Below are 18,805 nucleotides of genomic sequence, written 5' to 3'. Positions count from 1 at the left end.
GAATGACAAAATAGCGCCTGATAAGGTGCTATTTTGACAAGATTTAATATTCACCAAGGTCTTACTGGAAAGCGCTCTATAATAAGTTCTTTGATCATTGTGCTATTTCTTTTCTCCAACCGTGGGTTTGGCCAACCAGATAAGAAGCAACAAGATTAGGAAAACAAAGCCAAATAGCCAATAAATCTCGTTAGCGGCAATAATCAATCCTTGATTGGTGACTTCACGCGCCAGAGAACTGCTAGCTTGAGCCTGTGACATCCCTAACTGTTCCATTTTCTCATAGGCTTGCTGAGCAATAGGATTATGGGGAGTTATCGATTCAGTTAACTGAACGTGGTGGACAGCTTCACGGCGGGGCCACATAGTAGTGGTAATTGAAGTACCTACGGATGTTGCCAGAGTGCGTAAGAAGTTGAACAAGCTACCCGCAGAGGCAACTTTAGCGGGTTCGATATCGGATAATATAATGGCCGCTAATGGCATGATTAAACAGGCAATAGCAAAGCCTTGGATAAATTGCGGCCAGGCAGCAGTAGAAAAATCCATTGATAGTTCGAAGGTATAAGCCCGCCAAAAAAAACAGAGTGCAAAAACGATAAAGCTGAATATGACTAGATAACGCATATCGATTTTTGAACTAAAACGACCAATGATTGGTGCAAGTATTATCGGCACTATTCCCAATGGGGCCATTACCGACCCTGCCCAAGTGGCAGTATAGCCAAAGACCATTTGTAATAGTTGAGGTTGTAGAACCAGCGTGCCAATATGGAGTAAGAAGGCCAAACTAATACATAAAGTACCGATAGTAAAATTACGTGATTTAAATAGCGATAAATCAATGATCGGATCATCATCGGTCAATTCCCAAATGATCAGGAAAGTAATGGCAATAACCGCAATAATCGCTAATACAATAATCTCTGTCGAGTTGAACCAGTCAAGTTCCTTTCCTCTATCAAGCAGTAACTGAAAACAACCAACACCGGTAACCAATAAAATTAGTCCTATGCCATCAATGGGGCTGATCTTGGTTTCAGTTTCCCGATTTTTTAATAGCATCCAGGTGATAGCGATGACAGCACAGCCGACCGGGACATTGATGAGGAAAATCCACCCCCAATGATAGTTGTCACTGATCCAACCACCAAGAATGGGACCACAAACCGGAGCGACAACGATAGTCATTGACCACATTGCCAGAGCCATATTGCGTTTTAGCGGAGGATAGTTGTTGAGTAGCAAACTTTGCGAAAGGGGCATAATTGGCCCGGCTGAGATACCTTGTAGAACGCGGGAAATGATCAACATTTCTAAGCTATTGGCAATACCACACAACCAGGAAGTGATCACAAACAAGATCATTGAAACTAAGAAAACCCGGACTTCCCCAAACCGTTTTGCCAACCAGCCAGTTAATGGGATGGAGATCGCGTTAGCAACGGCGAATGAAGTAATTACCCAAGTACCTTGTGATACTGATGAGCCTAAATCTCCAGCTATCGTTGATATTGCAACGTTGGCGATGGTCAGATCTAATATTTGTAAAAAGGCGGCTAATGCTAAAGCCAGAGTTAGCCAGCCAAGTTTGGCTCCTGATAATGGCTCTTTTAGCATGTTAACCTCACTTATTTTGACTGGTATTAACTTGAATGATTTCGTTAATTAGCTGATCAATTTCTCCAGTGTTGTAAGTCAAGACGTTGGTTTCATAAACAATGCTGTTGCGAGGTGTATTGGCAAGCACCAGACCATCCCGATTTCGGGTATCAACTGTGGCATGCATGGATAAACCAATGCGTAAAGGATGATCAATAAGCTGCTGTGCTTCCAATTCAACACGAACAGGCAAACGTTGAACCACTTTGATCCAGTTGCCGGTGGCGTTTTGTGCCGGTAGTAAAGAAAATGCGCTGCCAGTACCCATATCAAGACCTACAATTCGGCCCTGATAAGTGACATCACTACCATAGAAATCACTCACCAGTGTTACAGGTTGACCGATACGGACATTGGCGAGTTGAACTTCTTTGAAGTTAGCTTCGACCCAAAGTTGATTTGCGGGTACGATAACCATCAGAGGAGCACCATTTTTTATTTGTGAGCCGACTTGAACACTGCGGCGTGAAACGTAGCCGGTTACCGGCGCTACAATTTGAGTGCGCTGTAAGGTTAACCATGCATCGCGGAGCTGGGAGGCTGCCAGTTTAATAGCAGGTTGTTGATCTAATGGGGTATCTATAACTAATGCTTGGTTGGCATAATATTGTTGTCGAGCCACATTTAGCTCAGATTTTGCCATTTGCACGCTATTGCGGGAATGAATCAGATTTTCTTTGGCGATAGCACCTGTCAGCCCCAGATGTTCACGTCGTTTTAAATCATCTTGAGCCTGTTGTAGTGCCGTTTGTTTGAGCTCAATGTTAGCTAGTAGTTTTTCATTATCAATAATGGTTTGGTGAGTTTGTCTGACATGATTAGCTAATGTATTTTTCGCTCGCTCAAAAGCATGTTCCGCATCAATGGCGTCCAAACGTAGCAGAATATCGCCTTGCTGAACGAAGTCGGTATTATCGGCATAAATAGCGGTTACGCTACCGGTGATCTGGGCCATCACTTGTACCTGATTACCAACAACGTAGGCATCATCAGTCGCTTGATAATGACGTAGTGAAATAAGCCAATAGGCGAAGTAACCCAACCCGGCAAAAACAAATAAGAGAGTTGCGAGGATTAGTGCTAATTTACGCTTTGACTTTTTCTCATTAATCGGAGGTGATTGTATTTCTCCGGCCATGTGTCCTCTCCCATCGCAGTGATTAAAAGTAAATTCGTCTTAAATAATGTGCTTATATTTGATTAAACACCTTGGAGTCGACTACAAGGTCAAGCTCTTCTCATTTGATAAAATGAGAATTGCTAATATTTAGCACTTAACGCCAAAAGCATGATTTAATATTAAAATTGTTTATTATCGTTATTAACATTTATCAGATAGGCTGGATTGTCTATCTGGCAATGATTAACGGTATTTTGTGTCAGTACCCAGAACATTTATCTGGGTACAAATAATCACAGAATAGGGGTACGAAGCCATTGATGTTAATTACTTAACTGACTCAGGCCGTCATTCCTCCATCAATAACGAATGTTTGCCCGGTGATGTAGCGTCCCCCGGGGCTGAGCAGGAAATTGATTGTCAGAGCAATATCTTCCACTGAACCTAAACGGCCCAATGGGATGTTAGACAATAGTTTTTTCCTATGTGATGCAGGGATATGATCCAGCATTTCAGTATCAATCAAGCCTGGCGCAACGGTATTGACCCGAACATTAAATCGGCCAACTTCAACTGCTAGTGAGCGGGTAATACCGATCATAGCGGCCTTGGTTGCAGCGTAATTAACTTGCCCTGAGTTGGCTTTAAATGCAGTGACTGAGCTCATGTGGATAATGCAGCCTTCTCCCGCAGTAATCATTTCAGGGAGAAAAGCGTGATTGACTAAATAAACAGAAGAAAGATTGGTAGAAATCACATTGTGCCACTCTTCTTCTTTCATATTTATTAGCAATGCATCTTGTGTAATTCCGGCGTTATTGATGATGGCATAGGGAGAGCCATATCGTGAGATAAGCTCTGTTGACAATATTTTCACTTCTTCTGCGTTTGAGACATCACATTGATAGCCCTCACAGCGATAACCTTGCTGTTGAATTTCCTGACACAATGTTTGAGCTTCATTTGTGCTTGATTTATAGGTAAAAACCACGTGATAGTTCTGAGCAGCCAGCATTTTTACTATGCCTTTGCCGATACCACGTGATCCTCCTGAAATAAAAACCCAAGGTGTGCTGATACTCATTAAGTTATTCCTCTAAATTTTTGCCATCCGTCTGCCAATACCGCATTCATCAAATCTTAGTTGGCAATCTGCTTTCTTTTTGTTGTTCCCATCAGGCTCATCTCAACAACTAAAGAGATTTCTCCATTCAGCCAGATCGGGATTTCCAACGTACCGTATAACGACCCATCAACATCGAATGTATCTTTTGGCAGAATCGTATATTCGATATTCGGCATTTCATCTGGGATTTGGCGATTGAGCAGCGCGGGAGAAAAACTCACGGTGTGCATGACATGCAAGACAATAAGGTCTTTGAGGCATGTTTCATCATGTTCTTGTTTGCCAAAATAGGTTTTAAATTCTGTTGCTAGTGCGGTTTTGGCACTTTGCTGCATGAAAAGATAAAACATCAGAGCATCGAGAAAGATCCAGAACTCATTGATTTCCGGGAAGGTATGTTTGAATTCGATGGATTTCTTTATCGTCTCTTGTATGGGAACTTGGCAACGTGGTTTTTCAGGAAAGCCAGTTTTTTGTGAAAAATCGAAACAGCTATAGTGACCAACTAAAGGTTTCAGGTTAGTTGTTTCGTCTTGCAGATTAAAGGTCGTTTTCCCATTTCGGTCAGTATGCTTAGTTTTAACACAATAGCAGGCATCCAGAGGGACGGGATTGCGCAAATTAACGTGCCACTGTCTGCCCATTTCCCTATTTGGTTGTGACAGATAATCGTATCCGCTTTTGAGCGGGATCATTGCCAGCATGCCGTGTACTGCAATACCACCCAACCCAACTTCTCTTGCGATTTTTTCATCAAAATGGATAGGATTGTAGTCGCCAGAAAATTTAGCCCATTGACTGAGATCTTCTTTGCTGAATTGAACGTTCATCTGTCGGCTTTCCTAAAAATAAGCGCACAGTTTGTACCACCGAAGCCGTAGTTAACATTTAAAGCCGTGTCAATAACTTGGTGAGTCCGATGGATATTGGGGACATAATCCAGATCGCATAGCGGATCAGGATTATTTAGGTGCATAGTTGCGGGGATCGTTGCTGTCTCTATCGCTTTAATACAAAAAATAGATTCAATTGCTCCAGCTCCGGCAATAAGATGGCCTGTATAGGATTTTGTACTGGAAATAGGAATACGATAAGCGTGTTCGCCCAGGCTCATTTTTAGAACATCGGTTTCGTTAATGTCGTTGAGTGGGGTTGATGTCCCATGAGCATTAATATAGTGAATATCTGAGGTAGAGAGTTTGGCCTGTTCCAGCGCCATCTGAATCGCCATGACCCGTCCTTTGCAATCAGGTGCCGGGGCGGTCATATCTGATGCATCAGAGTAATTGCCATAGCCAATCACTTCCGCCAGTATTTTGGCGCCCCTGGCAACAGCGCTGTCATAGTCTTCAAGGCATAATATTGCTGCGCCTTCCGACATAACGAAACCACTACGATCTTGGCTGAATGGACAACAGGCTTTTTCGACAGATTCTTGTTCTTTACTCAATGCCCCAAGAATGTCGATACTCCAGACGATGAATGGATCTCTGATGCTTTCACCGCCACCTGCCAGCATCATTTTAGTACGTCCGCTGCGGATAAGTTCAAACGCATCGCCTATCGCCATACTGCCGGTTGCACAAGCTGCAACCGGGGTATTTTGGTATCCCCGTAAATTCCAGTTCATTGAAATCGCCGCTGTCCCTACGCTGTGCATAGACATGATATTGGTCATAGGCGAGGCAATGCCTTGATCAGCATAAGAATGGCTGTTTTCAACGGTTGCATCTTCTCCACCCCAGCCAGTGCCAAAAATGACGCCGCGTTCAAAAGGGGAATAATTTTCGTCAAGAGCGGCTTTATCGTTACCAAATGCCATCTTAATCGCTTCATCCGCCGCAATTAGCCCAAGTTTGCTGAATTTGGGTAGGTTCTTTAATAATTTTTTGGAAAACCGTGATACATCAGGAGAGAAAGGAATATTGCCGAAAAATTTTGCTACAACAGAAGCGTCTGGGTGTTCTTCCTTTTTATAGCCTACCCGATAATTTAGGATTGCATCCCAAATTTCTTGGGTATTTTGCCCAAGAGAACAGATAGAACCATAACCTGTGACGGCAACGCGACGATAGCCCGTTTGAATATTCATGAAACATTATCTCCAAAATTCATTTTTTGGTGACATGCTTTATTTTCTAATACAACCAAATAATAGGATTGGTAGATAAAAGCATCATAAAAATGAATGTTAGCTGTGTTGTGATGTTGTCATAGACAGCTATACCCGTCGTCTTTCAAGTTGCCTCTTTGTTGGCTGCGCTCACTCCCCCCGGTCACATAGTTCTCTATGCTCCCGGGGATTCGCTCCCTTGCCGTCGCGATGCATCTTGAAATCCATTGGGTATAATATCCCAGTGTATTAGTGATGATTATTTTGCTAATTCACTGACGTAATTGACAAAATCACCGATTGTCGTCGTGTTGTCTCGCTGGAATTTATCGAAATTCAGTTGAATGCCCATTTCTCTTTTTAAAGCAACTTGAATAGAAACGAAATCCAGACTCACTAAATGAATATCATCAAGTAGAGTGTCAAGAGTAATATCTTCTGGTTCGATATCAGTTAATTCAGTAATTTGAGATTGAAGTAATTCAAATAGTTTCATATTAATGTCCCCTAAAAATTTAAATAAGATTGGCGGAGTTTCGGCACAGGAATATAAGTATCATTAATAAAAGCGTTATTCCTGCCACACCGTCTTTTCACTGTCATTTTGCTATTATTCCTGGGTGATTAAAGATAGCCCTGAAATTTTAAGTAAGTTATACGTTTCTTGTTTGATGGCGTTAGCCAATATCTCAATATCATCTTGACTTGTGGTATATCCGAAGCTGATGCGTACCGCGCTATCAATACGATCATCGGGCAACCCCATAGCAGCCAGAACGTGAGAACGTTGGGTTGATTTGTTATTGCTACAGGCTGATCCTAGAGATAAAGAGATGCCGTGACGTAAATCTAGCCTGCTGGCTAATGATTCAGCACGAATACCCGGGAAACTTAAATTGAGTGTCCAAGGTGCCTGAAACGCTGGATTGGTATTGCCATTAATCAGGTAGTTAACACGATGCTGTTCTAACAGAGATAGTAAAGTTTCTCTGAGCGTTTTGTAAGTATTGAAACGTTCTTGCAATCCGTTCAGTGATTCTTTAGCTGCTGCCGTGAGTCCTGCGAGGCCCAGGGTGTTCTCAGTGCCGCTGCGTACTCCTTGTTCTTGTCCTCCACCATGCAGCAAGGGATTTAATTGAATCCCCGGTGCATGGTAGAGCCCGCCAATACCTTTCGGGCCGTTAAACTTATGGCCGGAGAAAGAGACGGTCGTTACGCCAGAAAGTGTGTCACAACTAAAAGAGAGCTTACCAATAGCCTGTACTGCATCGATATGCAGGTAAACACCGGCTTCTTTTGCTAAAGAGGCGACAGCTTCATAGGGCTGGATCACGCCGGTTTCGTTGTTAATTGCCATCAATGTGATCAGACGGGTTTGTGGCCGTAGGTTTTCACGGATACTTTGTACACTTATCCGCCCTTGATTATCGGGGTTGATCAACGTTAGCTGAAGCCCGCGTTGCTGATACCAGAGCAATGGCGCCAGAACAGACGGATGCTCAATGGAAGAGCTAATAACATGATGGGCAGACAGATCTGAACCGGGAAGCGTTGTTAACAAGCTGGATAAGGCTTGGTTATTACTTTCGGTTCCTCCTGATGTAAACAGGATCTGCTCTGGGACTGTGCCCATTAATGAAGCCATCGATCTTCTAGCGTCAATGAGCAACTTTTTAGCCATGTCGCTTAAGCTGTAGTGGCTGGATGGATTAGCAAAAATAGACATTGCATCTTTAATCGCCAACTGCGCTTTAACACTGAGCGGTGTTGTGGCGTTGTAGTCGAAGTATAAGCTTGTCATATTTTTCCCTTTAGCTGCTCGAATAGCTTATGCAGCATATCAAGGCAGTGTTGCTGTGCCGGTTCTAGCTCGCCTAATAACGCATCAATGCCCTCAGGTGATAATGCGTTCAATTCTTCGAGAGTCTTACCTTTAGCATGGCGACAAAATTGGTTAGACATTGCCAGGGAGGCGGTACATCCCCATGCACGAAAACAGGCATTATCTACTCGTCCCTGGTTATCCAGTGTCAGGTCGATATCAACCTTGTCACCGCATACCGGGTTACCTAATGCCAGTTTAATGGTGGGGGCGGATAACGTCCCCTGGCAGTCAGGATTGCAAAAGTTGTCAATAATGATGTTGTTAAACATAATTCCACCTTGCTATTTATACAGCGGGTGTAGCTGAGGTACCTTCATCGTCTGACATTTTTCTCTCAAGGTTGACCGCACAGCAACCAAACTCTTTAGCAGCCGCGGTACGCATAACAAACTGAACTCGCTGAGAATTGCGCCAGGATTTGTTAGGATCGGTACGCAAGTAGACCAAATCTTCTGTCAGTAACATGCCGGGAGTGGAAACAGAAAGTGGATCTAAGATCACTAATTGTCCGGTTTCACCATCGGGTAGCTCACGTGTTAAATCATTAGGATCACGAACGGAGAAATGAATATAAGGAGGAACATGTTTATGGTTATATTCATCTTCTATGGCAAGAAGGTTTGCTTCAACCAGACCATACATATCACGTGTCCGGGAAGCTGGAATGCCCAGCCATTCTTCAATATCTGCATTCAATTCGCTGCGGGAGATCATATCCCCGGTAAAACGTTTCCAGCCGCCCATAGTAATTACCATGCTATCGCGATCTAAAGTGAGCTTGGTATTATTCTCTTTTAGGAACGTAATAAAACGATGGATCATGAATGGAGGACCAATTAAATGCCGGGTGAATTTGCCTTTCCACTGGATTAATTGATTCAGTGAATCTTCTGGAGAAAAGCGGTCCTGATTAATCATATAGCGTCGAGTATCTAACAGACCTGTCAGGAAATTAAAGATTTTAACCAGCGCCATTTCTGGAATATCTTCTGTTGACGGGCATAAACATAGGCCAGCACCGCCGGATACTTTGAACATACTGCGATAATTAGAATAGACAGCCAATACTGTATGATCCATCGTATCGTGGCAACGACGATAAACGCTAGGAATTCCGCTTGTGCCCGTTGAGCGCATTTCATGTTCGATTTCAGATAATGGCTTGCTTAATAAACGGTGACTTTCGGCTGATTTATAAGTTGCAACGGGTATCAGTGGGATGCGAACTAAGTCATTATAATTCTGGATCTCTTCTGGCTTAATACCTTGTTTTTCACAAATATCTCTATAGTAAGGATTATTATGATAATGGAAATGAAAAGCGTCCTTAAGCAAACAGGTTTTTAATTCTTGTTGCTCTTCTTTAGACAGCTTATAGAGTAAGTCGACATCGGCTATTAACCACTTTAGCGGATTTCCGCCCCGAGATTTTATACCGTCATATATATTTTTGATATTTTCCATTTTTTTCATCTCCGGTAGGGTAAAGAGTAGATAAATTAATCTTTGTGTATTATAAGTTATAGCAATAAAGCATAAGTTACGTAGGCAAAAAGGATAGTCATTAATAATTTATTTTTATTGAATAAATTGGCTATATTATTGCTTGTATTATTATATGGATTTGTCAATATTGTTAAAATTATGCTAAAAATAGCTGGTTTATTCAAAATATTCACTTTAGTACGAATATGACCAGTTAATTCAAGTAAATTTTTTAATTGTCTTTTATATTTTTGTGAAGTTCGTTGTTTTTTGATCTATTGAGTGTTCTTTTGGCAAGTTTTTCATTGTCCTAAGATTTCGATAATGATAAAAACAAAATATAGATAAATACCAAATTAGAAAATGAGTACGCATGATGAAAATGGATTGCTTAATTGTGGGTGCCGGTCAAGCCGGACTAAGTTTAGCGGCTATTCTTGCAGCTAAGAATATTAATGTCTGCATATTAGAGCGAGAAGCGCGTATTGGTGATGTGTGGCGCAGGCGTCCTGATAATATGCTGCTATTCACTTCACGCGGTATGACTCAGCTTCATGGTTTACCATTTCCTGGAATTAAAGAGGGTTATCCAGATAAAAATGAAGTTGCTGATTATCTTGAACGTTATGCTTCACATCATAACCTTGCTATACATACTCAAACTGAAGTGGTTGAGGTGAAGCATGATAAAAATGGCTATCGTGTTGAAACAAAAGATGGAAAAGTATTTCATGCGCCTTGTTTGGTTAATGCAACAGGCGCTAATCAATTAGCCGATATTCCAGCGCTTGCCGAACAGCTTTCTACCGATATACAGCAAATCGGAGCAGATCAATATCGGGAGCCAAAACAAATTAAAGCAGGCAGCCGAGTCGCTGTCGTTGGTGATGGCGCGAGTGGTCGTCAGATTGCTAAAGATTTGGCTGCAACGACGAAGGTGACGTTATTTTGTGGTTCTTCCCGTCCTCTCTTACCTAATAGAATACTGGGCAAAGATATTTTTTGGTGGTTAAGTAAAAGTGGCTTGTTATTTGCCAATTATTACAGTTTGGTCGGGAAAATTATGCGGCGGCGTAATCCTATCCCTTGTGGCGATCTGAAAAACCATCGATTAGCTGCTTTGGATATAAAAATAGCGAATAGGTTAGTTGATATAAAAAATAATAAATTATGTGACTTGTCTGGCAATCAATATGAAGTAGATACGGTTATCTGGTGTTTGGGGTATAAAGATAATACAGCATGGTTAACACTTCCCGGTGCTGCGGATGCTAATGGATTCATTTGTAAAAATGGCCATGCGGAAGGCGGGAAAACCCCTTATCCTGGGTTATTTATCATTGGGCGGAAATGGTTGAGTAGCCGTGGTTCTGAACTGATGTTAGGGGCTTATAAAGACACCTGTCGGGTTGCTAAATGGGTGGAAAATTATCTGAAAGAGCATGTACCATTAAAATGAATGATTAATTCAGAATAGTGATATTTTACTCTGTATGTTTTATCGGGCGTGGATTGATGGTTTATTAGGTAATGTTGTTATGGTGTTTTTCTGAATTCTGTATCATTACTAAGTGTGCATAATATAAATGTGCTATTAGGAATAAAATGATACAGAATCTCTAACATATTGGCTTTGATAATAACGGTTATAAATATAAATTATTTATTTTGGGTAATGTATCAAAAGTATTATTTATTCATAACACAAATGTTTTGTGTTGTAGAATTTAGACCTGCTAATGTTGATGATAAATTGAAATATTTTTGTTGTGCTTGTTGCATTTTGTTCTTACTGGCATGTTTTAATTCAGAAGGTCTTAATCCATATAGCGTCATGCAGGTACGGCTGAAATGTGCGCCATCGGAAAATCCGCTATTACAAGCTAGTAAAGTCAGTGAATCTGATGAGTGTATCTCATCAATAGCATGATGCAGACGCTTCCATAGTAGATAACTACGGAAATTAGTTCCCATTTTTTCTCTAAATAGGTGCAAGAATCGACTCTCGGATAAATAGAGCTGATTTGATATTTCACGAGAAGATATACATTTAACCGGTAATTCAGTAATAAGAGAGGCTGCTTTCATGATTCGTTTATCCTGATAACAATGGCAATCTTCTATTTTACCTAAAAGGTTGTTTAAGATGAAAATATCTGGAGAGGTTTCTGATTGTAAACAATTAATAAAATAATTTGCTATTAAACTGGATGATTCTTGATTTAAATATATGATATCTGAACCTCTCATTTGATGTAGTAATAAATGACATAGTGGGTTGGCTAGGTCTATCAGTAAATTAAAACAGAGTTGCCCTTCCGAGTGTAATTTATGTTTAATATTAGAAGAAATAATGAATCCATGTGCTTGTCTCGATTCATTTTCGGTATCAATCCTCATGAATGAATTATGTGGTGATACACTCAATTGGATACAAGGATGATGATGCCATTCTGTTTGCATATTATAAGAGAAAACCAGATCTTGTAGATGGAATTTATAGAATTTAATAAAATACGGTGATTTGTCTATTTTATGTAACATGATGGTGCCCTTTATTAAATTATTGTGTATATTTGAATTAATTATTCAATATAATTATTATAAATTCTAGGTGTTATTTTTTAATTAAATTATATTAACTCGTTAAATAATTATTATTAGTTACTATGCCATCACAAAACTATTAAATGGTTATTATGAAGTTGCCTCCTCTGGTATCTAGGTGAAAATAATTCCACTATTGTAAAATATCGTTATGACATGGCGTAAAGAATTATCCTCCACCTGTTTTTCACGGGTGGAATATTTAATTTTTGCTAGCCAATCTTAACAATATCGGAATCGCTAAACGTTAAATAGCTATTATCTGCTTGATATAATTAAAAGTATTTTCTTTCTTAACATAATTAATGACCAAAAATTTAATGCGGAGCCAATATTTTTATATGATTATTTTAATTGGTTATAACTTATATTAAACATATTATCATGAGAACAATATGGTTATATTTTTATGTTCTTTGTGAATTAGGTCGCATAAACTATAAGTATATTGGCATAATACCAAAAATAAGTTGCATTAGTCTTGTAATAAATAAAAAGACCTGTTAAAGCAGTTTGTTATAACAATCCCCAAAACGCTTTAATTAAGGGTTCATTAAGCCGTTTTCTCTGTACACACATACCCAACTCAAACGGTTCTACTAGAGAAATATTGTCCAATAAAGATATGCGATTACGTACCGGTTCAGGACTGTTTTCTACAACGACATTAGGAATTAATGCCACTCCACAACCCAATGCAACCATAGAAACAATGGCTTCATGACCGGACACGGTAGCGTAAATCAACGGGTTGTTAATTTTATGGTGGCGGAACCAGTGTTCAATGCGCTTACGTGAAGGGCCATGTTCCGGCAAAATGAAGGGAATGTTATTCCAGTCAGGGTACTCTTGTATGACGAGTGCGCGTACAGAGCAGGGAAGGGAGGGCGCGATCAGTACCAATGGGATTTCACCGATTTTGGTGAAGCTAACATTATCTGGTAGTTTCTCCGGCTTACCGGCGATACCTAAATCAGCATCATTAGACTGTATCTTATTGACTGCATCTGCGGCATCACCTGTGGTGAGTTTGATTTCAACCATAGGATGTTCAGCGCGAAAACGGTCTAGGATCTGTGGTAAGTGACTGTAGGCCGCGGTGACTGAACAAAACAGACGTAACTCGCCACTTAGAGATGGGCTTTGTTGATTCAGTGAGTGTTTTAATTGCTGGTATTGTAGCAGTGTTTGTTGGGCGAATTGTTTAAATTGCTCGCCGGCAAAGGTCAATTTTACGGTGCGATTATCCCGTAAAAATAGTGGATGCCCCAAAATATCTTCAATACGCTGAATCTGGCGAGATAATGTGGATGGACTGACATGCATTGCTTTTGCTGTACGGCCAAAATGACAGCTTTCAGCCAGATGTAGAAACAGTTTGAGATCGCGTATATCCATAGCTTATTCCCCCTTTTCCTGTCCAATAATCTGTATTGCATAAAATGCAATGTAGTATTGTTAATATATCAATTTAAGCAATGGCTTTCATGTCATATATTGAAAATATATAAACCCTCACAGGGTGAGGAAATCTAAAAAACAGTCGCAGCACTTCATTGCTGAGCACAACATGATACGGAGTCACTAATGGCTAATTATTTTAATACGCTGAATTTGCGTCAGCAGTTGGCGCAGTTAGGTAAATGTCGTTTTATGGCGCGGGAAGAGTTTGTTGATGAGGCAGGATATTTAAAAGGCAAAAAAGTAGTTATCGTCGGTTGCGGAGCGCAAGGGCTGAATCAGGGCCTGAATATGCGTGACTCCGGTCTGGATATCGCTTATGCCCTGCGTAAAGAGGCCATTGAAGAAAAACGTGCTTCATGGCGTAAAGCGACGGAAAGTGGTTTTCAAGTCGGCACTTATGAGGAGTTGGTACCGCAGGCTGATTTGGTCATTAACCTGACGCCAGATAAGCAACACTCTTCTGTTGTTCGCGCAGTTCAACCGTTGATGAAAGAAGGTGCCGCACTGGGTTATTCCCACGGTTTAAACATTGTTGAAGTCGGTGAACAAATCCGTAAAGACATCACTGTGGTGATGGTAGCGCCTAAGTGTCCCGGTACTGAAGTGCGTGAAGAATACAAACGGGGTTTTGGTGTGCCTACTTTGATCGCAGTTCACCCGGAAAACGATCCTAAAGGCGAGGGCATGGCAATCGCTAAGGCATGGGCCGCGGCAACAGGAGCGCATCGCGCCGGTGTTTTGGAATCTTCTTTCGTGGCAGAAGTGAAATCTGACCTGATGGGTGAGCAAACCATTCTGTGCGGTATGTTACAGGCTGGTTCACTGTTGTGTTATGACAAACTGGTGGCAGATGGCGCTGAGCCGGGTTATGCAGGAAAATTGATCCAGTTTGGTTGGGAAACCATCACAGAAGCACTGAAACAAGGCGGCATCACCCTGATGATGGACCGTCTGTCTAATCCGGCAAAACTGCGAGCGTATGCGCTGTCTGAACAGTTAAAAGAAATGATGACGCCGCTGTTCCAGAAACATATGGATGATATCATTTCTGGTGAATTTTCTTCCGGTATGATGGCTGACTGGGCCAATGATGATAAGAAACTGTTAGGTTGGCGTGAGGAAACGGGTAACACTCCGTTTGAGAATTCACCTGAATATGATGGCAAAATCAGTGAGCAGGAATACTTTGATCATGGCGTTTTAATGGTTGCTATGGTGAAAGCCGGGGTTGAACTGGCATTCGAAGTTATGGTTGATACCGGTATTATTGCTGAGTCTGCCTATTATGAATCTCTGCATGAATTACCGCTGATTGCGAATACTATCTCTCGTAAACGCTTGTACGAAATGAATGTCGTTATTTCTGATACAGCGGAATATGGTAACTATTTGTTCTCTCATGTTGCGGTTCCTTTGTTGAAAGAGAAGTTTATGGGTTCGCTACAGGCGGGTGATTTAGGTAAACCGGTTGTAGATAACGGTATCGATAACGCCCAGTTACGCGAGGTAAACGAAGCTATCCGTAACCACCCAATTGAAGTCGTTGGCCGCGTATTACGTGGTTACATGACAGATATGAAACGTATTGCTGTTGGCGGTTGATTAAAGATAAGGGGGGAGAAATTCTCCCTCTTTGCATTTAATATTTATCAACCAGTAGAGTCCTTTTCCTTCACAAAGAAAACCGAGTTTCCTTTCCCCTCTTTCTGCTACAATTCTATCCCCCTGAGATACTGTCCTGATATAACTTATTAAACATCATGCGATTAAATCCTAGCCAACAACAAGCTGTCGAATTTGTTACTGGTCCTTGTCTGGTTCTGGCGGGAGCAGGTTCCGGCAAAACTAGAGTGATCACCAATAAAATTGCTCATCTTATCCGTACTTGTGGCTATCAGCCTCGCCATATCGCCGCTGTGACGTTTACTAATAAAGCTGCGCGGGAAATGAAAGAGCGTGTAGCACAAACTTTGGGGCGCAAAGAGGCGAAGGGGTTGATGATTTCTACTTTCCATACGTTGGGATTGGAAATCATTAAGCGCGAGTACAAAGCGTTAGGAATGAAAAGCAATTTCTCGTTGTTTGATGATCAAGACCAGATGGCTCTGTTGAAAGATTTAACAGCCGATTTACTGGAAGAAGATAAAGATCTATTGCAAAAATTGATTTCTACTATCTCAAACTGGAAAAATGATCTGCTTTCTCCACAGCAAGTTTTGGCATTGGCCCGTTCTGCTCAGGAGCATCAGTTTGCTGAATGTTATCGTCGTTATGATTTACATCTGACGAGCTGTAATGTATTGGATTTTGACGATCTGATTACCAAACCGACTTTGCTAATGCAGCGTGATGAAGAAGTCAGGGAGCGTTGGCAGAACCGTATCCGTTATCTGTTGGTCGATGAATATCAGGACACCAATACCAGTCAATATCAACTGGTGAAATTGTTGGTGGGACAAAGGGCTCGTTTTACGGTGGTGGGTGATGATGACCAGTCGATCTATTCATGGCGCGGCGCAAGACCACAAAATTTGGTGTTACTGAAAGAAGATTTCCCAAAGCTTAATGTGATCAAACTGGAACAGAACTATCGTTCCTCTGGCTGTATTCTGAAAGCGGCTAATATTTTAATCGCTAATAACCCCCATGTGTTTGAAAAACGGCTTTTTTCTGAACTGGGGTATGGCGATCCGTTAAAAGTGATTACCGCTAATAATGAAGAGCATGAAGCGGAAAGGGTTATTGGGGAGCTGATGGCGCATCACTTTATCAATAAGACCGAATATAAAGATTACGCCATTCTCTACCGAGGAAATCATCAATCCCGCGTGTTTGAAAAGATGCTGATGCAAAACCGCATTCCTTACCGGATTTCTGGTGGCACTTCTTTCTTTGCCCGCCCTGAAATTAAGGATTTGCTAGCTTATCTGCGGGTGTTGACTAATCCTGAGGATGACAGCGCATTCCTAAGAATTGTCAATACACCAAGACGTGAAATTGGTGCGGTTACCATTCAAAAACTGGGTGAATGGGCGAATCAGCGCGATAAAAGTCTCTATCAGGCTAGTTTTGATCTTGGTTTGGAACAAAGTCTAACCGGCCGCGGTTTGGCGGCACTACAGCGTTTTACTCACTGGATGGATGAGATAACTCGTCAGGTTGAACGAGATCCTTTGCTAGCTGTGCGTGATCTACTGCATGGTATGGATTATGAAAGTTGGCTGTACGAAACATCACCGAGTCCGAAAGCGGCTGAGATGCGAATGAAAAATATTAATCAGTTGTTCACTTGGATGAGTGAAATGCTGAAAGGTGATGAACTGAATGAACCAATGACTTTATCTCAGGTGGTCGCGCGTTTCACATTACGGGATATGCTGGAGCGAGACGAGGATGGTGAGGAGTTTGATCAAGTGCAATTGATGACTCTACATGCTTCCAAAGGATTGGAGTTTCCCTATGTATTTCTGGTCGGCATGGAAGAAGGGCTACTGCCTCATCAGAGCAGTATTGATGAAGAGAATATTGATGAAGAGCGACGACTGGCTTATGTCGGGATCACCCGTGCTCAACGGGAGTTATTCTTTACTTTATGTAAAGAGCGTCGTCAATATGGCGAGTTAATCCGCCCAGAACCCAGTCGTTTTTTGTACGAGTTGCCACAGGATGACTTACATTGGCCGCAAGATAAAAAAATAGTGACCGCCGAAGAAAGAATGCAAAAAGGGCAATCGCGTATTGCGGATATCAAATCGCGTTTAGGGCTTGGACAAAGAAATAAGTCGTAAATATGTTGGAAATTTCCCTGTATCAAGAGATACAGGGGAAGTGATTTTATTCAAGTTTGAACATCCTGTTCGTCTAAAACAAGTGGCCATTGAACATGGTTTTGCCACTGAATTTCCTGCTGTAAAGACTCTGCCCTCAGAGGGTGTTGCATTAGCCAGCCATGAGGTAACGTTATTGTTAACGCTTCACCACTCACTTTTAAACGTAGAGCAGGGAGTGTGTCATCTCGACGACGGTTGGCGAAGATGATAGCTAACCGCAACAGGCGACATAAACGTTGAGCTTGTATCAGAGGTACGGCGTTTTGTTGATTAAAGGAGAACAAATCGATGGGGCCGCTTTGGTTCTTCAATAATGCGGCTAAGAGTTTTTTCTGTGCGGGCGTATAACCGGGGAGGGAGAGATAATTAATAAGATAGGCTGCATGTGATGGAGCTTGGTGGAAATCAATGCTAAGGCCAATTTCATGTATCAGACAGGCACTTTGTAATAATTCATGACATCGGCTATCCAGTTCCCAAGGTTTGGCAATTTGTGGTAGGAAGTGTTCAGCCAATTGTTTGACTCGTTGAGATTGTTCAACGTCTAACTGAAAACGGCGCTGTATATTACGTAGTGTTCTAGTACGAATATCTGGCTCTATTGGTAAATCCAGCATGCCATAAACAAGACCTTCCCGTAAGGCGCCGCCCGCAAGGATCATACTTTCAATATCTAATGCCTGGAAAATCGCTATCAGGATAGCCAGACCACTTGGGAAAACTAAAGCCCGTTCCAGCGTCAACCCTTCTATTTCCAGTTCTTCCAGTTTACCGCATTCAATCGCTTTATGTTTGAGCTCTTGAAGTTTCGGCAAAGTGATCAGCTCATCCATCCCCTGAGCAATCATGATTTCTTGTAGAGCCTGAACGGTGCCGGAAGCGCCTACACAAATCTGCCAACCTTGTTCGGTAAGCTTTGGCGCAATGGGTTTCAACGTTTCATGTGCGGCAGCTTCGGCTTTGGCGAAATTTTCTTCCGTCAGGCTACGGTCATTAAAATAGCCTTCAAGCCAGGTAACACAACCCATACTTAGGCTGGATAACTGAGTGGCTTTTGCACCATTCCCCGTAACCAGTTCTGTACTTGCGCCGCCAATATCGACAACCAGACGTTTTTCAGGGCCGCCAGTTGTATGGGCAACACCTTGATAAATAAGCCGAGCTTCATCTTCGCCACTGATTACTTTAACCGGACAATCAAGGATTTCTGCTGCTTTTTTCACAAATTCGTCTGAGTTTTCAGCGATGCGTAAAGTTGCCGTAGCAACAACACGGATTTGTGATGGTGGTATATCCTGTAAGCGTTCAGAAAAAACCCTGAGACATTGCCAGCCTCTCTCCATTGCTTGTTGAGATAAGCGGTTATTTTTATCTAATCCGGCGGCCAGCCTGACTTTACGTTTGATTCGTGCCAGTATCTGCATACTGCCGGATACTTCGCGCACAACCAGCATATGAAAACTGTTTGAACCTAGGTCGATAGCCGCATAGAGCGAAGAAGAACTCAGCATCA

The 18,805-nt window shown here is 41.8% G+C and carries 15 protein-coding genes; 3 read left to right on the top strand and 12 right to left on the bottom strand.

Features of this window, described 5'->3' with window-relative positions; genetic code table 11:
* Positions 1-102: 102 nt before the first annotated feature.
* The 9 genes from EAE92_RS02565 to EAE92_RS02525 all read right to left on the bottom strand — a co-directional run bounded on the left by EAE92_RS02565 (position 103) and on the right by EAE92_RS02525 (position 9,370).
* The gene (locus EAE92_RS02565; RefSeq protein ID WP_214066933.1) at positions 103-1,620 is read right to left on the bottom strand and encodes a DHA2 family efflux MFS transporter permease subunit; all 1,518 of its coding nucleotides are present in this window, start codon (positions 1,618-1,620) and stop codon (positions 103-105) included.
* A 7-nt stretch (positions 1,621-1,627) separates the two neighbouring features.
* Entirely contained in the window at positions 1,628-2,800 is a 1,173-nt protein-coding gene (gene emrA / locus EAE92_RS02560) for a multidrug efflux MFS transporter periplasmic adaptor subunit EmrA (protein ID WP_214066932.1), read from the bottom strand.
* Between the two features lie 322 nt (positions 2,801-3,122).
* Entirely contained in the window at positions 3,123-3,866 is a 744-nt protein-coding gene (gene fabG, locus EAE92_RS02555; protein ID WP_105394911.1) for a 3-oxoacyl-ACP reductase FabG, read from the bottom strand.
* A gap of 56 nt (positions 3,867-3,922) precedes the next feature.
* Positions 3,923-4,738, bottom strand: a complete 816-nt coding sequence (locus tag EAE92_RS02550) for a MaoC/PaaZ C-terminal domain-containing protein (protein ID WP_046395380.1) — start codon at positions 4,736-4,738, stop codon at positions 3,923-3,925.
* Positions 4,735-6,000 carry a beta-ketoacyl-[acyl-carrier-protein] synthase family protein gene (locus EAE92_RS02545; protein ID WP_040150229.1) on the bottom strand — a complete coding sequence of 422 codons (1,266 nt, stop codon included), beginning with the start codon at positions 5,998-6,000 and terminating at the stop codon, positions 4,735-4,737. The genes EAE92_RS02550 and EAE92_RS02545 overlap by 4 nt, the downstream gene beginning before the upstream one ends.
* A 280-nt stretch (positions 6,001-6,280) precedes the next feature.
* On the bottom strand, positions 6,281-6,517 hold the full coding sequence (locus tag EAE92_RS02540; protein ID WP_011148745.1) for an acyl carrier protein: 237 nt from the start codon (positions 6,515-6,517) through the stop codon (positions 6,281-6,283).
* A 114-nt stretch (positions 6,518-6,631) separates the two neighbouring features.
* Positions 6,632-7,822: a cysteine desulfurase family protein gene (locus EAE92_RS02535; protein ID WP_214066931.1), complete on the bottom strand. Its 1,191-nt coding sequence runs from the start codon at positions 7,820-7,822 to the stop codon at positions 6,632-6,634.
* Positions 7,819-8,175: an iron-sulfur cluster assembly scaffold protein gene (locus EAE92_RS02530; protein ID WP_046395377.1), complete on the bottom strand. Its 357-nt coding sequence runs from the start codon at positions 8,173-8,175 to the stop codon at positions 7,819-7,821. Before EAE92_RS02530 ends, EAE92_RS02535 begins: the two co-directional genes overlap by 4 nt.
* A 16-nt stretch (positions 8,176-8,191) precedes the next feature.
* Complete coding sequence (locus tag EAE92_RS02525) at positions 8,192-9,370, bottom strand: LuxE/PaaK family acyltransferase (RefSeq protein WP_040150226.1); 1,179 nt, start codon at positions 9,368-9,370, stop codon at positions 8,192-8,194.
* A gap of 394 nt (positions 9,371-9,764) precedes the next feature.
* Between EAE92_RS02525 and EAE92_RS02520 the strand changes: the two genes are divergently transcribed.
* Positions 9,765-10,850 (top strand): flavin-containing monooxygenase, encoded by a 1,086-nt coding sequence (locus EAE92_RS02520; protein ID WP_214066930.1) that lies wholly within the window; start codon positions 9,765-9,767, stop codon positions 10,848-10,850.
* A gap of 230 nt (positions 10,851-11,080) precedes the next feature.
* Here EAE92_RS02520 and EAE92_RS02515 read toward each other — a convergent pair whose 3' ends face one another.
* Both EAE92_RS02515 and ilvY read right to left on the bottom strand, forming a co-directional pair.
* Complete coding sequence (locus EAE92_RS02515; protein ID WP_214066929.1) at positions 11,081-11,935, bottom strand: AraC family transcriptional regulator; 855 nt, start codon at positions 11,933-11,935, stop codon at positions 11,081-11,083.
* Positions 11,936-12,514: 579 nt separating this feature from the next.
* Positions 12,515-13,396, bottom strand: coding sequence for an HTH-type transcriptional activator IlvY (gene ilvY / locus EAE92_RS02510; RefSeq protein WP_214066928.1), 882 nt, complete (start codon positions 13,394-13,396; stop codon positions 12,515-12,517).
* Between the two features lie 189 nt (positions 13,397-13,585).
* Here ilvY and ilvC point away from each other — a divergent pair, with 189 nt between their 5' ends.
* Complete coding sequence (gene ilvC / locus EAE92_RS02505) at positions 13,586-15,064, top strand: ketol-acid reductoisomerase (RefSeq protein ID WP_214066927.1); 1,479 nt, start codon at positions 13,586-13,588, stop codon at positions 15,062-15,064.
* 158 nt (positions 15,065-15,222) lie between these two features.
* Positions 15,223-17,250: a DNA helicase Rep gene (gene rep / locus EAE92_RS02500; RefSeq protein ID WP_214066926.1), complete on the top strand. Its 2,028-nt coding sequence runs from the start codon at positions 15,223-15,225 to the stop codon at positions 17,248-17,250.
* A 50-nt stretch (positions 17,251-17,300) separates the two neighbouring features.
* On the opposite strand, the gene gppA is transcribed toward rep, so the two are convergent.
* Complete coding sequence (gene gppA / locus EAE92_RS02495; protein ID WP_214066943.1) at positions 17,301-18,803, bottom strand: guanosine-5'-triphosphate,3'-diphosphate diphosphatase; 1,503 nt, start codon at positions 18,801-18,803, stop codon at positions 17,301-17,303.
* Positions 18,804-18,805: the final 2 nt, after the last annotated feature.

The organism is Photorhabdus hainanensis (genome assembly GCF_018448965.1).
In the GTDB taxonomy this organism is placed as follows: domain Bacteria; phylum Pseudomonadota; class Gammaproteobacteria; order Enterobacterales; family Enterobacteriaceae; genus Photorhabdus; species Photorhabdus akhurstii.
Note: the sequence above shows the minus strand (reverse complement) of the source record. Positions and strands in the feature narration are given on the sequence as shown.